17 protein-coding genes and 1 tRNA gene are annotated in these 21,892 nt (G+C 70.4%); 8 read left to right on the plus strand and 10 right to left on the minus strand.

Annotation, left to right across the window (positions count from 1 at the left end; translation table 11 throughout):
• Window positions 1-6: 6 nt before the first annotated feature.
• Together DI005_RS31970 and DI005_RS31975 are read right to left on the minus strand one after the other, a co-directional pair.
• Entirely contained in the window at window positions 7-2,712 is a 2,706-nt protein-coding gene (locus DI005_RS31970) for a LuxR family transcriptional regulator (RefSeq protein WP_113644566.1), read from the minus strand.
• 59 nt (window positions 2,713-2,771) lie between these two features.
• Window positions 2,772-3,344 (minus strand): NADPH-dependent FMN reductase, encoded by a 573-nt coding sequence (locus tag DI005_RS31975; RefSeq protein WP_199543381.1) that lies wholly within the window; start codon window positions 3,342-3,344, stop codon window positions 2,772-2,774.
• A gap of 969 nt (window positions 3,345-4,313) precedes the next feature.
• Between DI005_RS31975 and DI005_RS31980 the strand changes: the two genes are divergently transcribed.
• A tRNA-Lys gene (locus tag DI005_RS31980) sits at window positions 4,314-4,389 on the plus strand.
• A gap of 430 nt (window positions 4,390-4,819) precedes the next feature.
• Window positions 4,820-8,005 carry an alpha-L-rhamnosidase gene (locus DI005_RS31985; protein ID WP_113644567.1) on the plus strand — a complete coding sequence of 1,062 codons (3,186 nt, stop codon included), beginning with the start codon at window positions 4,820-4,822 and terminating at the stop codon, window positions 8,003-8,005.
• A 251-nt stretch (window positions 8,006-8,256) separates the two neighbouring features.
• Here DI005_RS31985 and DI005_RS31990 read toward each other — a convergent pair whose 3' ends face one another.
• Window positions 8,257-8,829: a GrpB family protein gene (locus DI005_RS31990; protein WP_233520389.1), complete on the minus strand. Its 573-nt coding sequence runs from the start codon at window positions 8,827-8,829 to the stop codon at window positions 8,257-8,259.
• Window positions 8,830-9,124: 295 nt separating this feature from the next.
• Between DI005_RS31990 and DI005_RS31995 the strand changes: the two genes are divergently transcribed.
• Window positions 9,125-10,624, plus strand: coding sequence for an MFS transporter (locus DI005_RS31995; protein WP_158559932.1), 1,500 nt, complete (start codon window positions 9,125-9,127; stop codon window positions 10,622-10,624).
• 70 nt (window positions 10,625-10,694) lie between these two features.
• Complete coding sequence (locus DI005_RS32000) at window positions 10,695-11,771, plus strand: hypothetical protein (protein ID WP_113644570.1); 1,077 nt, start codon at window positions 10,695-10,697, stop codon at window positions 11,769-11,771.
• A 196-nt stretch (window positions 11,772-11,967) separates the two neighbouring features.
• On the opposite strand, the gene DI005_RS32005 is transcribed toward DI005_RS32000, so the two are convergent.
• Window positions 11,968-12,663 (minus strand): hypothetical protein, encoded by a 696-nt coding sequence (locus tag DI005_RS32005; protein WP_113644571.1) that lies wholly within the window; start codon window positions 12,661-12,663, stop codon window positions 11,968-11,970.
• 71 nt (window positions 12,664-12,734) lie between these two features.
• A complete protein-coding gene (locus DI005_RS32010; protein ID WP_113644572.1) occupies window positions 12,735-13,313 on the minus strand; it encodes a D-alanyl-D-alanine carboxypeptidase family protein in 579 nt (192 codons plus the stop codon).
• A gap of 104 nt (window positions 13,314-13,417) precedes the next feature.
• Here DI005_RS32010 and DI005_RS32015 point away from each other — a divergent pair, with 104 nt between their 5' ends.
• Together DI005_RS32015 and DI005_RS32020 are read left to right on the plus strand one after the other, a co-directional pair.
• Window positions 13,418-14,359 (plus strand): LysR family transcriptional regulator, encoded by a 942-nt coding sequence (locus DI005_RS32015; RefSeq protein ID WP_112265279.1) that lies wholly within the window; start codon window positions 13,418-13,420, stop codon window positions 14,357-14,359.
• Complete coding sequence (locus DI005_RS32020; RefSeq protein WP_113644573.1) at window positions 14,356-15,282, plus strand: serine hydrolase; 927 nt, start codon at window positions 14,356-14,358, stop codon at window positions 15,280-15,282. The genes DI005_RS32015 and DI005_RS32020 overlap by 4 nt, the downstream gene beginning before the upstream one ends.
• Here DI005_RS32020 and DI005_RS32025 read toward each other — a convergent pair.
• On the minus strand, window positions 15,279-15,725 hold the full coding sequence (locus tag DI005_RS32025) for a Uma2 family endonuclease (RefSeq protein WP_369973640.1): 447 nt from the start codon (window positions 15,723-15,725) through the stop codon (window positions 15,279-15,281). The two genes, DI005_RS32020 and DI005_RS32025, sit on opposite strands and share 4 nt — an antisense overlap.
• 476 nt (window positions 15,726-16,201) lie before the next feature.
• On the opposite strand from DI005_RS32025, the gene DI005_RS32030 reads away from it, so the two are divergent.
• Together DI005_RS32030 and DI005_RS38375 are read left to right on the plus strand one after the other, a co-directional pair.
• Window positions 16,202-16,861 (plus strand): YdcF family protein, encoded by a 660-nt coding sequence (locus DI005_RS32030; RefSeq protein ID WP_112265273.1) that lies wholly within the window; start codon window positions 16,202-16,204, stop codon window positions 16,859-16,861.
• Window positions 16,862-16,928: 67 nt separating this feature from the next.
• Window positions 16,929-17,096, plus strand: a complete 168-nt coding sequence (locus DI005_RS38375) for a hypothetical protein (RefSeq protein ID WP_158303200.1) — start codon at window positions 16,929-16,931, stop codon at window positions 17,094-17,096.
• 11 nt (window positions 17,097-17,107) lie between these two features.
• On the opposite strand, the gene DI005_RS32035 is transcribed toward DI005_RS38375, so the two are convergent.
• The 4 genes from DI005_RS32035 to DI005_RS32050 form a co-directional block, all read right to left on the minus strand.
• Window positions 17,108-17,860 carry an SDR family NAD(P)-dependent oxidoreductase gene (locus DI005_RS32035; RefSeq protein ID WP_369973641.1) on the minus strand — a complete coding sequence of 251 codons (753 nt, stop codon included), beginning with the start codon at window positions 17,858-17,860 and terminating at the stop codon, window positions 17,108-17,110.
• Window positions 17,861-17,990: 130 nt separating this feature from the next.
• Window positions 17,991-19,235, minus strand: coding sequence for a serine hydrolase (locus DI005_RS32040; protein ID WP_113644575.1), 1,245 nt, complete (start codon window positions 19,233-19,235; stop codon window positions 17,991-17,993).
• A 19-nt stretch (window positions 19,236-19,254) separates the two neighbouring features.
• A complete protein-coding gene (locus tag DI005_RS32045; protein ID WP_199543382.1) occupies window positions 19,255-20,745 on the minus strand; it encodes an NAD(P)/FAD-dependent oxidoreductase in 1,491 nt (496 codons plus the stop codon).
• Between the two features lie 199 nt (window positions 20,746-20,944).
• On the minus strand, window positions 20,945-21,802 hold the full coding sequence (locus DI005_RS32050) for an alpha/beta fold hydrolase (protein ID WP_113644576.1): 858 nt from the start codon (window positions 21,800-21,802) through the stop codon (window positions 20,945-20,947).
• Window positions 21,803-21,892: the final 90 nt, after the last annotated feature.

A 21,892-nucleotide genomic window follows, 5' to 3' on the forward strand; every position in this document is an offset into this window, starting at 1 on the left:
GCGGCGTCAGCTCGTCAGGCCGAGTTTGGCCAGCTCGACCCGCGAGGCGACGCCGAGCTTCGGGTACGCCTTGTAGAGGTGGTAGCCGACGGTCCTCGGGCTGAGGTACAGCTGGGCGCCGATATCACGGTTGCTCAGTCCCGTGGCGGCCAGCCGGACGATGCGCAGCTCCTGCGGGGTCAGGCGTTCGGCCAGCTCGGGCGCGTGCGCCTTGGCGCCGAGGCTCTCGCCGGTGGCGCGCAGCTCGGTGCGCGCGCGCTCGGCCCACGGCCGCGCGCCCAGCCGCTCGAAGATCGTCAGCGCCGACCGCAGCAGTGTCCTCGCCTGGCCGGGATGCCGCTCCCGGCGCAGCCACTCGCCGTGGAGCAGCTCAGTGCGAGCCCGCTCGAACGGCCTGCCCGGCTCGGCGTGGTGCAGCTCGACGGCGCGCGCGAAGAGCCGTGGCTCGCCCAGCAGCGCTCGGCAGCGCAGCGCGACGGCAAGGGCCCACGGCTGCCCATTCCGCTCGGCCCAGGTGGTGAACGCCACGACGGCGTCGCCGACCTGGTCGGCCCTGCCCGCCCTGACGGCTGCCTCGACCATCGTGGGCACGGCCTCCACGGTCTCCAGCCGTTCGGGGCCGGGCAGCAGCGCGGCGAGCCGGTCGAGTGCGGCGTCGGGCCTGCCGAGTCCCAGGTCGAGCAGGCTCAGCGCGACGGCGGCCTGGACCGGCGGTGCCTCACCGGCGAGCGCGGTGGTCCTGGGCTCGTCGCCCTCGATGGCGGCCAGCGTGGCCAGCACCCCCGCCAGTTCCGCGGCGCTCTGGTGCTGCCCGATGTCGGTCGCGAGTCGCCTGCCCTCGGTGGCGCTCGCGAGCGCGGCACCGTGGTCGCCGAGGTGCAGCTCCGTTCGCGCCACGACGGCGAGTGCCCGCGGCAGCACCCCGGCCGCGGCCTCCCCCCTGCTGTCCCGGGTGACGCTCAGCGCCAGTTCGTGCGCCTTCGTGTGGTCGCCGAGCAGGAGGTGCCAGCCCGCGACAGCGGTGCGCCCGCGCAGCGCCAGCGGCTGGTCGGTGCAGGCGAGCGGCAGCTCCGCGTCATCGAGCACTTCGCGCAGTGCCCGGATGGCGTCGGGTACGGCTCCGTTCGCGGCGGTGGCGAGAGCGCGGGCACCGCGGGACTCGGGCAGCTGGAGGGCTTCCGCCGTCTCCGCGGCCCTGGCGGCCGCACCGGCTTCACCCGCCGCGAGCGCCGAGGCTGCGGCCCAGAACAGCAGCTTGCCCGCCATCTCGGGCTCCCGCTCCGCCACGGACGTTGCCGTGTCCACCAGGATCTGCTGGGCCTCGGCGGGGCGGGCGAAGTCCTCGGCGAGCGTCGCGTGGATCAGCGCGGGCCATGCGCTCTCCACGGGGTCGGTGAGCTGGGCCGCCGCTTGCCGGACCAGCGAGCACGCGCGGTCGAGCTGGCCGGCGTCGGCCGCCGCGCGGGCGGCCTCAGTGAGGCGCCTGCCGCGTTCCCGACGGTCCGGACTGAGGTCGGCGGCCCGCTCGTACGCCGCCGCGACCGCGCTGTACCCGCCTCGGGCGCGGGCGTGCTCGGCGCTGCTCTCCAGTGCGCTCGCCACCGACTCGTCGGGCCCGGTGCTCGCCGCCGCCAGGTGCCACGCGCGCCGGTCGGCGTCGCCGTGGTCCTCGAGCACCTGCGCGAGCGCCTGGTGCGCCGCGATCCGCCGCCACATGCTCGCGGTCCGGTACGCCGCCGTGCGCGCGAGCGGGTGCCGGAAGCCGATGCAGTTGTCGGTGAACATGAGCAGCTCGGCGTCCTCGGCGACGTGCAGGTCCTCGGCAGACGCGCCGAGCAGGCCCGCCGCGGCGAGGACGGTTCCCGTGTCGCACGTGCCGTCGGCGGCGGCGACGAGGAGCAGCGTCCTCGTGCTCTCCGGCAGTGCCGCGATCCGGTCCGCGAACGTGTGCTGGATCTTGCTGTGGGTGGGCAGTTTCGCCACGTCGTACGGCGACTCCGTGGCGCGGCCATCGCGCTGGGCCGCCGCGAGCTCCAGCAGCGCGAGCGGGTTGCCGCACGCCTCCTCGGCGATCCGGTCGCGGACGTGCCGGGGCAGGTCGCCCGCCCGCTCGGTGAGCAGCTCGTCGGCCGCCTCCGGGGAGAGACCGCCGAGCCGCAGCTCGGCGACACCCGGTGCCGGGAACGGCGGCGCGTACAGGTCGCGGGCCGCGAACAGCAGCATCACGCCCTCGGTGCCGAGCCTCCGCGCGGCGAACAACAACGCGTCGGTGGACGCCTCGTCGAGCCAGTGCGCGTCGTCGACCACGCAGAGGACCGGCCGCGTCCTCGCCAGCCGCGTGAGCAGCCCCAGCACGGCGAGCCCGATCGTGAACCGGCCGGCCGCCTCTCCGGAGCCCGTGCCGAGCGCGCAGCCGAGGGCCCGCGCGTGTGGTTCGGGCAGCGCGTCGATCTCGGCGAGCACGGGGCGAAGGAGCAGATGCAGACCCGCGAAGGGCAGCTTCGCCTCGGTCTCGATGCCCGCACCGCGCAGCACCAGGAAGTCGGTCGCGGCATTCGCGGCCTGGCCGAGCAGCGCCGACTTCCCGATGCCTGTCTCACCGCGAACGACGAGCGCCGTGCTGCGCCCGGCGCGGGCGTCGTCGAGGTGCCTGCCGAGCAGGGTCGTTTCCCCGGTGCGGCCGAACAGTGCGGAGGTCGCCGTCAACGTCATGCGCCCCAGGGTGCAAGCTCGACTTTGGTCGAGGTCAAGCATGCACGCTGGGGCGCTGGTCAGGCGGCATACGGGCGCGTCGCGCGGGCCTGCTTCAACGCGGAGCCCCACCACGCGAGCTGGTTGAGCATGCCCCTCGCGGCGGCGTTGGCGGAGTCGGCGTCGTGCGGGACGCCGTCCTCGGTGAAGCGCTCCCAGAAGTTGTGGAAGCTGATCGTGTCGCGCACGGTGGCCGCGTGCAGCTCGGCGAAGACGGTGCGCAGGTGCTCCACCGCTCGCAGGCCGCCGCCCATCCCGCCGTAGGACACGAAGCCGACCGGTTTCGCCTGCCATTCCTTGGCGTAGTGGTCGATCGCGGTCTTCAGCGAGGCCGGGTAGCTGTGGTTGTACTCGGGGGTCACCACGACGAACGCGTCCGCCGACGCCAGCCGCTGCGCGAGGCTGCCCGCGTCGGCGGAGCTATCCAGCGAGTTGTGCAAGGTCAGCTCGGCGAGGTCGATCACGTCGACGTCCATCGCCTCGTGCGCGCGGGCCTGTTCCGCGAACCAGGACGCGGGAACGGGGCCGAACCGCCCGGAGCGGGTGCTGCCGATGATGACTGCGAGCTTCAGCGAGTTGTTGGACATGGCCATGACGTTAGGAACCGCGGGCGGGCACTGGCATCTGTCACGTGACTGGGCTGTCCCGCACCGTCACCGTGCCGGTCGCTGAGAGCCGCCCGCCAGTCGCCCAGCTCCAGCACGTGTACCGCGGCGGTGGGCTCGTCGGAGGCGCGGTAGCCACAGCCGGGAGCCGTCCGAGGCGGCGGCGTGGTGCGGAGACTCCGGCAACGGAGGTCCGGCTTGCCACGAGTGCGGTGGCGCCGATCTCGCTGAGCTCGTCCGGAGCGGGCGCGAAGCTCTTTCGTTACATAGCGAGATCGGCATATGTCACTCGGCCAGTGGTTTTGTCGCCATCGGTCAGCACTTAGCGTGGCTGGTGAGACGGACGTTCGACCTCTGAGCAAAGGGTGGTGTCGTCATGGGTGGATGCAACTGCTGTGGTTCCTGCGCCGGACCGGGGTGTGGCTGCTGCGGCAAGTGCTGACCCGGCGGGCGGCCGCCGTGAGCCCTGACGGCTCGCGGCGGCCGCCGCATGTGCGATAGAAAGGGAATTGGCGCACGCGGTCGTTGAATTGTTTCCCTTGACGTGCCTGAGTTTTTGGTGCCGGGTTCAATGAGCGCAATTGCTGCCCAGGGAACGGTGCACGCGGTGCGGCGCGGAATGCTGGTGGGATACTACCACTGGGAGGTCGACAAGCGCGACTTGCACGTGGTGGTCACGGACGACCCGGTGACGGATCGCCGCCGCCTCCGAATCAGATAGTCCACTGTGGACTCCTGCGGCAGTTCGGCACCTTTTCGAGCGCGGTAGAGCCAGTACCCTCCGGTCACCATGGTCGCGGGCGCGCGAACGTGATCACCGAGGCGGGGAGCCGGGGCGAGAACACGAAACTGGACACCCTCTACGGCATCGCCGACGTGCTGGGCTCGCACATCACGGATCAGCTGGAAGACCGCCGCTGAACCGCCCCCCGAGGCGCCGGATACACTGCGTGGCGCGGGCCGCTAGCTCAATTGGCAGAGCAGGAGACTTTTAATCTTCGGGTTCAGGGTTCGAGTCCCTGGCGGCCCACCAAAGTCCCAGCTCAGGGCAGGTGCGCCAGATTCCCAGGTTGATCATGGTGCCGCCTTGCTGCTGCCGTCCTTGCCCGGCGCGTTGAGCACCGCAGGCCCCCGACATGTGTGCGGATTAGGGCACGGCAAGCCATTTGCGCCCGGCCACGGCCCGCGGCGCGACGCTGCCGCCGTGGTCGGCGCGGGGTGTCCGGTACCAGCTTCGTCGACAGATTTCCCTCGTAGGCGTCGGGCAACGCGATGTGGCTGGCGCGGCGAAGGCGGCAGCTTAGTGCGGGCCGGTTCGGAGATCCAGTGTCTTTCCGCAATCGGCCAAGTCTCGGCACAGGCATTGGCTGACGGCATTGGAACACCTATTGTCACCCCGGCGGGATGAAACGATTCAATGATCGCCCGCGGTGGTCGTGCGCTCGAGGTGAGGAGCTTGCTTCATGGTTGAGATGCGGTCCGAACCGACGGGCATGCCCCGTCGCCGGTTCCTCAAGTCGACGGCCATCGGGGTCACCGGCCTGGCGGTCGTGGGGTCGCGGGTCGGTCTCGGTGCCGAGGCGCTGGCGTCACCGGGAGGTTCGACCACGATCGACGGCCTGTCGATGGCGGGCAGGTTCGACCGGCCGCTGGGCGTGGACGACCGTTCACCGCTCCTTGCCTGGCGGCTGGAACGCGGGCGGCAGAGTGCCTATCAGATCCGCGTCGCCAGCTCGCCGCACCGGCTGTCTTCACCGGATCTGTGGGACACCGGCTGGGTCAGGTCCAGTACCTCGACGGGAGTCGCGTACACCGGGAAGGCCCTGCGCTCGCGTCAGCGGGCCGTGTGGCAGGTGCGGGTCCGCGACGCCGACGGCAGGGTTTCGGACTGGAGCGCTCCGTCGTTCTGGGAGGCCGGCCTGCTCGACCGGAAGGACTGGTCACCGGCACGGTGGATCCAGCATCCCACCCGGACCGACGCCGACCCACTGCCGATCTTCGCCCGAACGTTCACGATCGGCGGGAACGTCGAGCGCGCGCGCCTCTACATCGTCGGCCTCGGGATCTACGTCGCCACCGTGAACGGCCGCCCGGTGACCGACGCGGTGCTCGTGCCGGGCAACTCCAACCCGCAGCAGTCCGTGGAGGTCGGCGCCTACGACGTCACGGCGCTTCTCGAGCGTGGGACGAACACGCTCGGCGTCCGGCTCGGCAACGGCATCTCCAACGTCCGTTCCGTCAAGAACGCCGCCGTCGGCCGGACGGGCGTGTACCGCAAGTTCACCAGCGAGGTTCCCGCCCCCACGAAGTTGGCGGTACCGGCCGCGCCCGGCGACACGAGCGTCACGGTCGCCGACGCGAGTGGTTTCGGCGTCGGCGGCACCGTGAACATCGACACGGGGAACAACGGCACCGACCTCGAAAGCCGGCTCATCACGGCCATCGGAGCCGACGGGGTGATCAGCTTCTCCGAACCGCTGGCCAACGCGCACGCGGCCGACGCGGTGGTCACGCGGTCCGGCACGGCCAACGAGACGACCACGGCGATCAGCCCGCGCCTGATCGCGAGGCTGGAGATCGGTTACCAGGACGGCCGAACCGAGACGATCGTGACCGACCAGGACTGGTGGACGACGCTCGGCCCGACGGTCACCGACAACTGGTACGCCGGCAGCGACTACGACGCCCAGCGCGAGCAGCCGGGCTGGGATCGCCCGGGGGCGGACCTGTCCCCTGCGGCGACCCGGCGCGACGGCACGCCGGCCGGCTGGGTTCGGCCCGGGATCGCCCCGCCGCCGAGCCTCGCCACCGAGATCACCTGGCGCCGAGGGCAGCCGATCGAGATCGTCGACACCGTCTCGCCCGTCTCGGTCACCGAGCCGGTCCCCGGCACCTGGGTGTTCGACTTCGGGCAGAACGCCGCCGCGCTGCCCGAGCTGCACATCGACGGGACGCTCCCGGCCGGCACCGTGATCAGGATGCAGCCGGCGGAGTCGCTGCGTGCCGACGGCACCGTCGACGCGGGGAGCATGGGTTCGGACGACGACATCTTCGACACCTACACCACCGCGGGCAACCGCGACGGCGAGACGTGGCGGACGGAGTTCGTCTACCACGGCTTCCAGTACGTCCAGGTCACCGGCCTGCCCGCCGGTTACCGGGCGGACGCGCGCTCCGTGACCATGCACCAGATCCGTGCGTCGATGCCGATCTCCGGCGACGTGTCCACCTCCAGCGACCGCGTCAACCGGCTTCACCGGATGAGCCGCTTCTCGATCTCCAGCAACATGCTGTCGATCTTCACGGACTGTCCCAACCGGGAGAAGCTCGGCTGGCTCGCCGACATGCTCCATTCGATCCACGCCATCGACCGCAACTTCGAGATGACCGCCTACCTGGCTCACATGCAGCGGGTGATGAAGGAGGCCCAGCTCGTCGACGGACCCAGCGCCGGACTCGTTCCCGCGCACGCGCCGGAGTTCCCGATCTTCGACGGCCAGTGGGCGATGTACCGCGACGACATCAACTGGGGCAGCGCGCTGGTCATCACGCCGTGGTGGCTGTGGCGGCACCACGGGGACACCGAAACCATGGCCGCCTACTACCCGGCCATGACCGACTATCACGACTTCGTGCGGACCGTGCAGGCCGGCTCCGGCGCCGACGAGCATCTGGTCGACGGGCCGCTCAAGGACTGGGTCGCGCACGACGACAGCACCCCGGGACTGCTGGTCGGAACGTATGGCTACTACGTGATGACCGAACGGATGTCGCAGCTGGCGGCTGCCCTCGGCAAGCGCTCCGATGCCGAACGGTACCGGGCGCTCGCGCGGGAGATCGGGACCGCGTTCAACAACCGCTTCTTCAACCGCCGCCTCCGCACATACACCAACGACGGTGACGCCGGCACGGTCGGCACGCAGGCGGCGAACGCCCTCGCCCTGGAGGCCGGCCTGGTCCCGGCGGGCAGCGAACGGCACGTCCTGGACGACCTGGTCCGGCGGATCCGTGACTATCACCCGAACGGCGGGGGACCGCACCTCAGCGGCGGCACGATCTCGCTCGGCCCCACCTTCCGGGCGCTGAGCAACGCCGGCCGGGACGACGTCATCTGGGAGGTCCTGCACGAGGACACGCGGCCGGGCTACGGATCCTTCCTGCTCCCCACGGTCTTCAACCCGCACGGCATGACCACGGTGCCCGAGCACTGGTACGCGCCGGAGAACAACTCGTCGCTGAACCACATGATCCTGCTCCAGATCGACGAATGGTTCAGCATGGGGCTCGCGGGGATCCAGCAGGAGCCCGATTCGCTGGCCTACGAGCGCGTGGTCGTCAAGCCGAAGCTGGTAGGCACTCCGGAGCATCCGCTGACGAGCGTCGAGGGCTACTACGACGGCCCACGTGGGCGGATCAGCAGCGCCTGGCGGATCTCCGGGCCCGATGGCCGGGACGTCGACCTCGACGTCACCATCCCGGCCAACACGGACGCGGTGATCCACGTCCCGACGGTCCGGCCGAGCAGCGTCCGGCTCGACGGCCGGTCCGCGCAGACGTCGCGGTCCGTGCGGTTCACGGCGTTCCGGGAAGGCTACGCGGTCTTCGCCGCGGGCCCGGGCCGGTACCGGTTCAGCGCACGGCTGCGTTGACGGCAGCGGCGTCGCGGGCGTGGAGCCGACGACGGGCGTCGGCCGCGTGAGTGTGCGGTCATGAGTGCGGTGAGCGGCCCGAGGGCGCACTCGACCAGACTCGCGCGGCCGTGAGTGGGGGTCGCCGCTGACGGGCACCGTCTATTACGGACAGTTCGGCGAGGCGACCCGCTACGACGACCACGGGGTCACGCGGCCGCCGTTCCGGTACGGTAGCGGCAGCCTCGCCGAGGTCCTCTCGCTCACCGCGGTCAGGCGCCGGTGTCGATCCGGGAGTGGATCGTGTCGACGACCGTGTTCTTGGCTTGAGCGTATTCCTCGATGTCTCGCCAGGGTCGTTGCGCGAGTTCACGTTTGACCCGTGCGTACAGTTCCCTGTCCTCGGCATGGGCGCGGAGGTGGTCGCGGAATGCGAGCATTCGCTGAATCTCGGGGCATCCGGCGCTGAAGACGTGCAGGTTTATGCCGACGTTGGAGCCTGCGGGCGTCTTGTCGAAGAAGCGGTGTTCGAACCATTCCGGTTCGCGTGCCCTGAGAACGAAACCTGCCGATTCCACAGCGGCCCGGTAGTCGGATTCTGCGGCGGAGTTCGCAACGACGAGGAGTATGTCGATCACTGGTTTGGCAGCCAATCCAGGCACGGCGGTGGACCCGACGTGCTCGACACTCAGCGCATGACGCCCCAGGGCGGAGCGGATGCGCTCGGCTTCGCGTTCGAACGCCTGCGGCCATCCCGGGTCGTAGTCGAGCACACGGACCATCGCACCGCCGACATCAGGCTTGCCACGGGAATCGTCAACCGGGGCCGAGTTCCCAGCCGTCACCACTAACCACCTCAATCACCGTCTTGCAGACAAGCCCTTCAACATATCGCGACGGATGTGCCAGTCGACAACCGATCCTGCGCGTGCGCGCCGCCGCGCATCGACACACCGGACGAACGAGCCGCCGTCGCCGTTCACGGCAGAGAGGCGGTCACCGACCGGCGAGGACCAGCGTGATCAGCTCCACAATAGAATTGACATCGGCACTTCGATCACCTGATTCTGAAATGCTATGCCTTCTTCGGACCACCCCACTGGCATGGCTTCGTGGAGAGCTTGGTGCGGGCTCGCAGCGATGACCCTCGCGCTGTTCACGGTCTCCACGGACCTGACCATGTTGTTCATCGCCCAACCCGCTATCGGAGCCGACCTGCGGCCCGGCGTCACCCAGGCGCTGTGGATCGTGCACGTCGGTGAGTTCCTCGCCGCGAGCCTGGTCATCACTATGGGAAGACTCGGCGACCGACTGGGGCGCAAGCGGCTGCTCGTGTACGGGATGGCCGGCTACGGCGCGGCATCCCTCATCGCTGCCTACGCCCCGAACGTCGAGACGTTGATCGGCGCTAGTGCGCTGATCGGGCTCTCCACCGCGGCCATCACGCCGTCGGCGATCGCTCTCCTGCGTTCGATGTTTCCCGACGCCGGCCAGTTCACCCGAGCCTTCTCCATCCTCATGGCTGCCTTCACCGCGGGGATGGCGTTCGGCCCGCCTCTGGGTGGTTTCCTGGTCGACCGTTTCTGGTGGGGAGCCGTTTTCCTCGCCTGTGTCCCCGCTGCCGTCATCCTGCTGGCGCTCGCACCTTGGACGCTGCCCGAGTTCCGCGACGACCGGCGGGTTCGCCTCGACCCGCTGAGCATCGCCCTGTCCGTGATCGCGGTGATGGGACTGATCTACGGGGTCCAGCAAGCCTCCGGTGGAACCGTTGAAGCCCACCACGTGGTGATCGCCCTGACCGGTGTTGCCGCCGGATACGCCTTCATCCGCCGCCAGCGCATTCTGGCGCATCCGCTGCTGGACCTCTCGCTGCTCGGCTCCCGGGAGGTGCGCATCGCTCTCCCCGCGGTGTTTCTGGTCCTGGTCGCTTTCGCGGGCCCAGACGTGCTCATCGCCCCGTTCCTGCAGATTGGTCTTGAACTCACCGCCGTACAAGCCGGCCTCGTGCTGTTCGTTCCCGCCGCGGTCACCGTTCCCGTCACGTTGGTCACCCCGCGGCTCAAGCGCCGTCTCGGCTCGCGCGCTGCGATGATCCTCTCGCTGGCCATCGCCATCGTCGGGCTGATCACAGCGGCACTGTCTTTGCTCGCCGCAGGGAAGACGACCGCCCTGGTGGTCCTCATCGTCGGGTTGGTGCTCGTCGGGGCCGGAGCACCGGTCATCACCCTGCTCAGCGAGCTTCTCGTCGCCAGCGCGCCGCTGCAACGGTCCGGGAGCATGGGCGCCCTGCGCGATCTTGGCAGCACCCTCGGCTCCGCTACCGGTATCGCCCTGGTCGGCACTGTCGGAGCACTGGCCTACCGGAACACGCTCACCACGCCCACAATGCTCGGCAACGCTGAGGCCGAAGCAGCGGTCGACAGTCCCGGTGCCGCGGTCGACGTGATCGCACAGCTGGACGGAGCAACGCGCGAGCCGTTCCTCGCGTCAGTGACCGAGTCCATGGGGCTGAGCCTTCAAGCCGGACTGGGCATCGCCGGTGTCATCTGCCTCGGCGTGCTCCTGCTCATCGCCGTCGGCGTGCGCGACGTTCCGGGAACAGAACCTGAATCTCTGCCGACCGAAGCAGAGACGGCGTGAAGGCTGGGCGGCGACCGGTCCAGTCCGGAATCCGGAAATCCGGTCACATCCGATCGACGGGAGGAGACGCATGCGGACTGATCACGATCAGGAGGCCCTGGGGCCGGGCTGGCGGTTGCGTGAGCAGCGGCCACTGCTGGACATGCTGGGTGAGAAACGGATCGGGCACGGCGTGCTCGGCGTCAGCGATCCCGACGTGTTCTACGCCGACGGGCGCTGGAACATGCTCCTCGGCGCCGTCACCACACGTTTCAAGGTCAGCATCGTGCACGCGCGCCTCCCCGTCGGCGCGAACATCGACGACGACCGCTGGGAGTTCGTCACCGACCGACGGGGTCGCGCCGCATTACTGGGAGCACCGAGCGGGCGCGGCGCCTGGGACCGCGGTGGAATGCACACCCCCAGCCGAGTCGTCGGCACGGTCGACGGCGAGCAAGTCGAGCGCGTCTATTACGCGGGGCAGCGCACGCGGGCTTCGAGCGGACGGCGGAGCCGCTACGCGATCGGCTTCCTCGAACGCGGACAAGACGGGACCTGGCGGCGTCACGAGGAACCCGTGGTCGAGGGAGACGAGCAGCGGCCGAGCGTGTTCGAACCCTTCGTCCTCCACACCGACGGCCGATGGCGAATGTGGTTCCTCTCCTCACCCGGAGAGGTCGGCCGTGGCGAGCAACCCGACTACCAGCTGCGCTACACCGAAAGCACCGACGGCGTTTCCTGGGCAGCACCAGAGGCCTTCGCCTCCACCGAGGAGGGTTTCTTCGACAACTGCGTCGCCCCCACCGGCAGCGGATGGCGGATGATCCTCGCCCGCGGCACCAACCTGCACGGCACCCACCCCTTCCCCTCCCAGGGACTCTGGATCACCGAAACACCTACGCCGCCAGCGGGCCGCGACTCATGGCGCCCCATGGCCCGCCTGCTCAACACGGACAACGCCGCGCAGCCGTGGTACGCCGCAGGACTGTGCGGTCCCGCCATCGTCGACGACGAAGACCTCATGCACATCTTCGCCACGGGCACGTACGCGAAAACCTCCTGGTGGCGCTTGGTTCTGACCCGGCTACGAGACCGCAAGCCACTGCCACCGCCCTCGCCGTTCTACCTGTGCACTGGCCGGCTCACATTCGAACGCAGCTGCCCCTGATCGTCCACAGTGGATATCACTGTCGCCGTCGCCGTGTCATCCGGTGAACGGCCGGTCGAGAGGGCCGTAGAACAGCTCGTCGGCGTGATCGCCGAGCCGTAGCGGGCCAGTGGGTCGCAGCGGCCTTGCCCCACGCGTCATCGGGCAGGTTGACGTACGGGCAGCAGAGCGCGACGTCGCTCACCGGTGGACCGGATCAGTGCGGCTGGTAGCCGGGGCGGCGCGCGACGCGCGGGCCGATCGCGGCGCCCAGCGTCGACATTGCGGCGCCAGCCACGAGGAGCCATGGGCCGGGGCCGAGCTGGTCGAGGTGCTCGCCGCTGTCGGTCAGCATCAGCAGGCTGATCACGTGGTAGAGCAGGCAGAGGCCCGCGATGACGGTGATCATGATCCGGGTGGGCGTGGTGTTGCCCTCGCTGAGGCTCTTCTTCATGATGCCGCCGCGTTTCCGGATGCTCTCCCGGGAACGAAGCACGCCGAGCGACCACATCGCCGGAGGAACGGCGGCCAGCATCAGGGCGATGATGGCGCCTATGGGGAAGTAGATGTCCACCAGCTTGCCGTTGCCGTCGAGGTTGGTCGCGCTGCTGGCGGCCTGGTCGATCGACTTGGTGACCTCCGCGAAGCTCGCCTCGTCGATCCAGTTCAGCGCGAACATGCCGAGTGCGGCCAGCACAATGCCCAGCACGGCCGGAACGGCGCCCCAGCCCGGCAGCGTCAGCGGCGGCTCCTGCTGGGGCAGCTGTGGTGGCAGCTGCTGCGGGTACAGCTGCTGCGGTGGCTGACCCTGCGGCTGCCAGCCGTGCTGCGGCTGCGGACTCTGCTGCGGGCCTTGCGGCTGCCAGCCGGGCTGCTGCTGTGGATAGCCCTGTCCGGGACCCCCGTAAGTCATGCCCGACAACTTAGCTCGCGCGACCAGGCGTCGCGCGACTTCCGACCGGGTCGGTCCGGTTTGTCCAGACTTCACAGTCCCGTCGCGCTGGGCAGCATCGCGGGGCAGCCCGACGTCCGGTGGTCCGGGCTGTACTCGAAGTGCCAGTACTCGTTCTCGTAGCGGCGGCACCAGCCCAGGGCGTGCCCGTTGCGCTCCACCCAGCCCGCGGAGGCGTGCGGCTGCACGTCCACCGCGATTCCCTTGACGTGCATGGACTTCTCCGGCGGCAGGACGTACCGGGCCGCCAGTTCCTCGGTGCCGAACCGCTGCACCGCGTCGGTGAACTCCCGCCGCTGCTGGCCCGCACTGCGCTTGCCGTCGTTCAGGCACAGCCGCACGCCGTGCTTCCCCGCCTCGGTGCGCAGCCGATGCCACGCGGCGAGAACGTCAGGGCGCAGGCCGCGTGGTTCCTCGTTCACGTACCGCTCGTCGAGTGCGCACACCGGCCCGGTCTCCGGTCCCACGACCTCGTCGAGGATCACCGATGCCCGCCCCGGAACGCGCTCCTTCGCGAAGGCGGGCCCGCCCGTAAGGACCACGGCTGCCGCGAGCGCCAGCGCCAGGTACGCGCCGAGCACCGCGCGGTGGGTTCGGATGGCAGGGGTCATCGGCACTCCGTTCGCCAGGATCTGCTTCGAGCCAAGCAGCGGAAGAGCTCGTATGTCCAAGAGTTAGATTTGAACGAGCTATAGCTTTTTGATATTCGTTGCTGGTGGACCTGCTCGCGCACCTCGAGGCGTACGTCGCCGTGACGGAGGAGCGCAGCTTCTCCAGGGCCGCGGACCTGCTCTACGTCGCACAACCCGTGCTCAGCAGGCGGATCAAGACGCTGGAGCAGCACCTCGGCGGCGAGCTGTTCGACCGGTCCCGGCGCCAGATCACCAGCACCGACCTCGGAATCCAGCTCCTTCCGCACGCGAAGGACGTGCTCAGCCGTGTCGAGCACCTGCGCCAGGTGGCCAGCGCCGCGCTGGCCTCGGCGTCGCAGCCGGTGGGCGTGCCGCCGGACTGCGATCCGGCCGGACTCGCCCGCGTCATCAGGGCCGGGGCCGGGCGTGGGGTGACGATCAGTGTGCGGGAGCTGTCCGCCGAGGAGCGGGCGGACGGGATTGCCGCCGGTTCCCTGGCCTTCGCGTTGCTGCGGGTGCCGCCGGAGTCCGCCTCCCACCGTGTTCCGCTCGGGCTGGCCACCGCCGCTCCCACGTCGAGGCGTGCGGTGCACCTGGAGAGCCTGCGGCCCCGGCGCGGCGCGGTCGCCGAGCAGGCACCGCCGATCCTTCTCACCGCCGAGGACGGGCTGGGGTTCGCTGCGGAGCGGTTCGACAAGGCCGCCGCCCGTGCCGGGCTCGCGGAAGGACGCGTCCGCCGGGCCGCCTCCACCGCCACCGCCGTGGCGGAAACCCTTGCGGGACACGCCATGCTGCTGTGTGCCGAACCGTTCGCGCGGCGCCACGGGCTGGCGTGGTCGCCACTGGCGGACGCGACTCTCCATCGCGGATACGAGCTCGCCAGCACGGGAAACCGCGACGTGCCCGCGTGGCTCGAACCGTTGCTCGTCGCCGCGGTGGGAGCCGGGGCCGAGCCCGCGGGGAAGGCCGTGGACCGAGACGTCGAGATTCCGGACGCCCGCGCGCGGCTGGCGGCCCGCGGATGAGCTCCCGCAGGCCCGCCTTCGTCGCCAGCACCGCCGACCTGCTCCCCGTCGCCGAGTCGATCGCCGAGCACTGGCGGGAGGTCGGCGCGACCGGTCACCTGCTCGCCCGCAACCTCGACACCGGTGAGCACCTCGGCTTCGACGTGGACACCCCCGTGCCGCTCGCCTCCGTTGCCAAGGTTCCGCTGGCACTGGTGGTGCTGGATCGGATCGCGGAGGGAGACCTCGACCCGGCGCTGGCCATCACCATCGACCCGGCTACCAAGAGCCTCGGCCCGAGCGGCGTCGCCGCGTTCCGCTACCCCGCGACGCTGGCCGTCGGGGACCTGCTGCACCTGACGCTCACCGTCAGCGACAACGCCAGCGCCGACGCGCTGTTCGATCTCGTCGGCGTGGAGCACGTCGACCGGCGGCTGCGCGACTGGGGCTGCACAGGGATCCGCATCCGGCACCGCATGCACCGCATGTACGAGTGCGCCGCGGGCGTCGCGGGCGACGACTTCGGTCTCGCACTCGAACTGGCGATCCGCGACGACGCCGCCGGGCAGCACTCGATCGAGACGCTCGATCCCGCCCACGCCAATGTCGGCAGCGCGACGGCACTCGTCGAGCTGCTGCAACGCTGCTGGCTCGACGAGGTCTCCCGCCCCGACGCCACTGCCGAGCTGCGCAGGTTGATGGCGTTGCAGGTCTTCAACCAGCGGCTCTCCAGCGACCTGCGGGCCGACACGGTGCGAGTGAGCGGCAAGACCGGCACCTTCCTGCACCTTCGTCACGAGATCGGCGTGGTGACCGCCGAATCGGGCGACCGCGTGGCGATCGCCGCGCTCACCCGCTCCGCGCGCCGGGCCAGCATCGCCCACGACATCGACCTCGCGATCGGAGCCGCGGCGCGGTCGGCGTTCGAGGCCCTGCGGAGCTAGTACTCGGAGACGAGGTCGGCCGGGCTGAGGGTGACGGGAAAGGGTTCGGTCACGGCGACGGCCTGGTCGCGCTCGGCCTTCTCCAGCGTGACGTAGGCGCCGTCGCGCAGGGCGAGGCACAGCACGCTCGGCACGTACGGGTCGACGAGCCAGTAGTTCGGGCAGCCGGCACCCGCGAGGCGGGCGCGCTTGAGTTCGGTGTCGATCAGCCTGCTCGACGGCGAGATCACCTCGACCGCCAGCACCGGAACCCCCACCAGCGCGCGTTCGGTGTAGTCGCGGCGGCGACCCACCACGACGTCCGGAATGAGCACCGTGTCGTCGGCCAGCACCACGTCCACCGGTGCCGGCAGCGCCTCGCAGTCCCGGGGGCAGTTCACGCTCACTGCGGCGAGCACGCGAGCCACGACGCGCTGATGGAGAGGGCGAGGCGATGGGCTCATCAAGAGCACCCCGTCCACCAACTCGTAGCGGTGTCCTTCATCCGCGATCGACTCCAGATCCCTACGCGTCAATGGCTCGCGATGTCCGAAAACCGGGACCGATGCCATGTTCTCCCCAAAATCGCGTAGCTTCCGAACGCGGGCTGCAACAGCTTAGAGGCTCGATGTTGCGAACCGCTGTGGTCTCGGGTGCCCGTGAACACCAACGGAGCAGCGAACCGCGCGGTTGCTCGCCCCGCGTCACCACCCCGAGTGACCAGGGGTTTCGCGTTGGTTACCCGGGAACGACTTTCTGTCGTGCGCTGCGCCGAACGCGTATTGATGGCGAATTGGGCGAATCGTCGACGGGGGTACTCTCGGCCGCAATCTCTTGCCGTGCTCCTGGCAACCTTCCTGGCGATGCCGCCTGAGCGTTCGGCGACCGTCCGGCCCTGCCACACTGGGCCGGACCCCGGCCACCGACCAAGAGGACCCCGATGTCGACGCCGATGCTCCCGGACTCGCTCCGGGCCGATGTGCGGACGTTGTGGGACTATCACGACCTGGGCCACGAGCTGCGCCCCTCGGACGTGGGCATCGGGCTGGGCAGCCACGACCTCGGCGTCGCCACCCACACCGCGCGGCTGTTCCACCAGGGCATGTTCCCGCTGCTGGTGTTCACCGGGGCCAACGCGCCGACCACGATCGACCGGTTCCCGCGCGGCGAGGCCGTGCACTACCGCGAGCACGCGCTCGAGCTCGGCGTGCCCGACGACGTGATCCTCGTGGAGCCCGCCGCCCGCAACACCGGCGACAACATCGACCTCAGCAGGCGCCTGCTCGCCGACGAGGGCATCGAGGTCTCCTCCGTGCTGCTCGTGTGCAAGCCCTACCAGCAGCGCCGCGCGTACGCGACGGCGAGGAAGCGCTGGCCCGGAGTGGAGGTGCGGTGCGCGTCCCGGCCGCTGTCACTCGACGAGTACATCGAGAGCATCGGCGACGCCGACCGCGTGATCGACATGCTGGTCGGCGACACCCAGCGCATCACCGAGTACGCCCGGCGCGGCTTCGCCATCGCCCAGGACGTGCCCCCGACCGTGTCGCGCGCGTGCGCCCGGCTGGTGGACGCCGGCTTCACCAGCCGCCTCGTGCGCTGAAGGTTTGCCCACGCCGCGCGCTGGTAAGCCCCGGAACGGCAGACGCCGGTTCGGAAGGGAGCGCGACGTGCCGGAGGAGAAGAGGGGACCGGACGAGAGCAAGCTCGCGGAGTCGCAGCGGCTGATCGACGAGGCCAAGGCCGCCGCGAGGGACGACGAGAAGCTGATCGAGCGGCAGGCCGCCAGGGACATCGTGCCCTCCGACGACGAGGAGAGCGGCCACACGCCGGCCTGAGCATCAGCCCCTCAGCGGGGCAGCCGCCAGCGCTGCGCGGGCGGCGGTTCGAGCACGTCCGCGAGCTCGGTCTGGAACGCCCTCGCGATGTCCTCCACCTCCCACGTCTCGCGGCGCAGCACCGGTTCCTTCACTGCGGGCTGGCGCACGAGGTGCAGCGCGTCGCCCGTGGAGCGCACGACCTGGCCCGTGATGCCAGCGGACAGGTCGCTCAGCAGGTACGTCACGAGCGGCGCGACCCGCTCCGGGGTGTGGTCGCGGCTGAGCCGTTCGCGCTCCACGGCGTCGGCCTCCACCATCCGCGTCCACGCCAGCGGGCTCACCGCGTTGACCCGGATGCCCTCGGCGGAGAGGTCGGTCGCCCATGAGTAGGTGGCCGCGGCCGTGGCGCCCTTCGACGCCGAGTAGGCCGCCCCGTTGCTCTTGCCAAGCATCGAGCCCGACACGATGTTGACGATCACGCCGTGACCCTGCCGCCGCATCACCGGGATCGCGGCCATGCCGCAGTACAGCGGGCCGAGCACGTTCACCTCGACCAGCGCCCGCACCCGGTCAGGGTCGTCGGCCCACGGTGGCACCTGGTAGTTCAGGCCCGCGTTGTTCACCAGGCCGTCGAGTGCGCCGAACCGTTCCACGCATGCCTCGACGATCGCGCGCGCCCCGGCGTAGTGGGCGACCGAGTCGCCGTTGGACAGTGCCAGCCCGCCCGATGCGACGATGGTGGCCGCGACCTTCTCGGCCAGCTCACCGTCCACATCGTTCACCACAACGGCCGCGCCTGTGGCCTGCCGCGTGCATCGCGTAGGCCCGGCCCAGCCCGCGCCCGGCGCCGGTGATCACCACCGCCTTGCCTTCGAGGACGCCCATCGCTACATGTTGAGCACCCGCGGGGTTTCAGTCCAACTGGCCGAGCACCAGGGCGCCGATGTCCCGGCCGAGCCGCACGGGGCTGTGCCCGCCGCTCTCGCGATTGGACAGAACCGCCACCACGACGTCGTCGTCCGGATAGATCCGCAGGTAGGTGCGGCTTCCGGGCCACGCGCCGTCCTTGTCGGCGAACCGGTGGCCTCCCTCGGTTCCGGTGGTCCAGCCGTAGGCGTAGGTGCTCAGCCGATCCGGCGGGGAGAGCATCCGATCGAGTGCCGCCGCGCCGACGACGTCACCGTCCACGATGCGCTGTCCGAACCGGGCCATGTCGAGCACCGATCCCTCCAGTCCGCCGCCGAGCACCTTGTACGTCGAGTCGGCGGGCCGCAGCTCCCGGTTGTCGCCCGTGTACAGGGTCATCCGACGGACAGAGGTGTCGGAGAGGTCGATGGGCCGGACGCTCGGCAGCCGGTACCCGCGCGTGACCCACCTGTCCACAATGGCCCCGACCGGTTCGCCGAGGTGGGCCTCCAGCACGGCGCCGAGCACGGCGTAGCTGTGTGTGCTGTAGTGCCAGCGCTCACCGGGCTCGCACACCAGCGGGCTTTCGGCGAACTCGGCGACGGCCGCGCCGGCCGTCTCGTACGGCGGCTCGTCGAACGTGGCCGCGGGGATGTGCGCGTAGTGGCCCACGCAGCCGCGCAGGTTCAGCAGTTGGCCGACGGTGTGCGTGTGGTGGGCGGGCAGCCCGGGCAGGTGTTCGCGCGTCCTGTCGGTCAGGCCGAGCGCGCCCCGGCTCGCCTCGGCGACGTCGAAGGTCAGCGCACCCGCGATCGCCTTGCTCACGGAGTTGTACGGGCCGACGATCGTGCCGTCCATCCACACGTCGTCGTTCACGTCCGCGTGTCCGAACCCGCGCAGGTACCGCAGCCGGCCGTCCTCGATCACGGCGACGGCGATGCCGGGCACGCCGGTGGTGGCGAGCTCGTGGGAGATGCGCGCGTCGACCTGCTCGCGCAGCGGCCAGTCCCTGCGCTCGCCCCGCACCTGCCAGGTGGCGGTGTAGCGCGTGCCCCGCGGCGTCTCGCGGCTCTCGACGCGCACCAGGCGATAGCCCTCGTCCTGGTGCCGGTGGGTCCAGTTGGCGAACGCGCTGGCGGTGAGGTCGTGGTGGGTTATCAGCCCGTCGGCGGCAAACCCTGGCGTGGCACCGCCGAGCAGCAGCGCCACGAGCGATGCACAGAGGAGCGAACGGAGGGGTCTTCGTCTCATTCGGACGGTTGTACCAGCATCACGCTCCGGGCGAACGCCGAGCGGCGTTGAGCGTTTCGTGCAGGCGCAGCCAGGTCTCGCTCACGGTCGGGTAGCTGGGCACGGCATGCCAGAGCGCCGACAGGGGCACCTTGCCGACGATCGCGACCGTCGCCGAGTGCACCAGCTCCGCGATGCCCGGCCCCACGAACGTGGCTCCGACGATCGTGTCCGTGGCGCGGTCGAGTACCAGCTTGGCGCGGCCCGCATAGTCCTCGCGCTGCACGTATGTGCCCGCGAGAGCGGCCATGTCGTACTCCACCGTCTCCACGTCGACGCCGGCTTCGTGGGCCTGCCGTTCGGTGAGCCCGGCCGAGCCAACCTCCGGGTTGGTGAAGGTGACCTGTGGTGTCGCGGCGTGGCCCGTCGCGGTGCTCAGGTCGTCGTCGGGCTCCTTGCCGTCCGCGCGGGCGGCGATCACCTCGCCTGCGATGCGCGCCTGATATTTGCCCATGTGGGTGAGCAACGCCTTGCCGCAGACGTCGCCGATCGCGTAGAGCCACTGCCCGTCGACTCCGGTCACCTGCTGCCGGTCGTCCACGGCCAGGTAGCCGCCCGCGCTCAGACCCACGGCGTCGAGGCCGATGTCGCTGGTGTTCGGGGCGCGGCCCGCAGCCACCACGATCTCGTCGGCGACGAGCACGGTGCCGTCGTCGAGGGTCACCCGCACCTCGCCGCCGTGCGTGAGGCCGACGCCCGTGTCGCGGGCGTCCGGGCGCTCGACTGAGGTGACCTGCCCGTTCGGGTGGAGGCGCACCCCGTCGGCCCGAAGCTTGTCGGCCACCAGCTCACCGGCGAACGGCTCCTGTCGCGGCAGCAGCCGCTCGCCCCGGTAGACGACGCTCAGCTCGGCGACGCCAAGCCCGCGCAGCCACGTGGCCGCCTCGCACGCCACCACCCCGCCGCCGACGATCACGACGCGACGGGGCACCTCGTGCAGGTTCGTGACATCGCGGGACGTCCACGGCAGCGCGTCCCGCAGGCCGGGGGTGTCCGGGATCGCCGCGGAGGAACCGGTGTCGATCACCACGGCGTGCCGGGCGGTGAGGTTCTTGGTGGTTCCGTCCTCGCCGGTGACGGTGATCGTCCGTTCGCCGGTGAGCCGCCCGTAGCCGCGCACGACGTCGATCCCGGCGCCGAGGGCCCAGTCGATCTGGGAGGTGTCGTCGAGGTCGTGCACGATCGCGTCGCGCCTGGCCAGCACCTCGCTGATGTCGAGAGGTGCCTCGGCGAGCTTTGCGGTGCCGGGCAGATGCAGGGCCGCGTCACGCAGTTCGACGGGCCGCAGCAGACCCTTGCTCGGCATGCACGCCCAGTATGAGCACTCGCCGCCGAGCAGGGCGGCCTCCACCAGCACGGCGCTCAGGCCGGAGAACTGCGTCGCGTACTGGGCGGCGTTCTCCCCGGCGGCCGCGCCGCCGAGAACGATGACGTCCCACTCCGTGCGATCGGGGTCCACCGATGCGGCCATCCGGGTCTCCTCGGGTCCAGTAGGAAGCTCCGGACGCCAGCGAACCACAAGGTGCCCTCCAACCGCAGTGAAGGCCACCTTGCCTGCGCCCGCCCGTCTCCCACCACCACCCAACCGGAGGCGCTCCGCGCCGCTGCGTTTGATTCCACGCAGTGAAGGTGGCCTTCACTGCAGAAGGGGTGCCTGGTACTGCGGGTGCCTAGTACTGCGCGTCGAGGAAGCCCGTCACCACCGAGTAGTACTCGTGCGGCCGCTCCTCCTGGAGGTGATGGCCCGCGTGGTCCATGACGTAGAGCTGCCCGCGCGGCACCATGCGTGCCAGCATGAGCGGGTAGTCGGGCGTGAGGAACGCGTCGTGCATGCCCCACGCGAACAGCACCGGCGCCTCGATGCGGCCCAGCTCGGCCGAGAGGTCCTGCCATTCGCCACGCGGGTTGTCCGACGCCGCGGCGAGCGCCATCTCCTCCGGGTCGAGGCTCTGCTCGTAGCGCATCGTCACGGTCGACGAAGGGATGGCCTCGGCGTCGTACCACTCCAGCCGCGCCATCAGCTCCCGCATCTTCTCCCACGACGGGCCCGTGCCGCCGTAGTAGGCGTCGCGCGCGTTGCGGCCGCGCCGTCCGCCCTCGGGCAGCGGCGCGAGCGGGCCGTGGAACACCGGCATGCTCCCGGTGACCACGAGCGAACGGACCCGCGACGGGTACTTCGCCGCCAGGTTCAGCGCGATGGTGCCGCCCCACGAGTTGCAGACGAGGTCGGCGCGTTCGATCCCGAGCGTGTCCAGCAGCGCCACGGTCTTGGCCGCGTGGAAGTCCCACATCGGCCCGGTGATCACGCACTTCTCGGAACGGCCGTACTGCAGGATGTCCACGAGGTAGCACTTGCGGTCCTCGGCGAACAGCGGCGCCACCGGGCCGAAGTCGGACCAGCCCGTGCAGCCGGGACCGCCGCCGTGCAGGAACACCGCGGGCCTGCTGCCCTCTCCGGCCTCCAGGTAGTGGTACTTCACCCCGTCGGCCTCGGCGCAACGACTCTGGAACGGCTCCGTGGACGTCATGGTGGCCGATCGTGCCGTCGCACTCGCCCCAGCTCCAACGGCCGCGGTCTGCTCAGCGAACCGAAGGCGTAGTCACGGCGGCACCGGCGA

This window comes from Prauserella sp. PE36, from assembly GCF_003311655.1.
Lineage (GTDB): Bacteria > Actinomycetota > Actinomycetes > Mycobacteriales > Pseudonocardiaceae > Prauserella_A > Prauserella_A endophytica.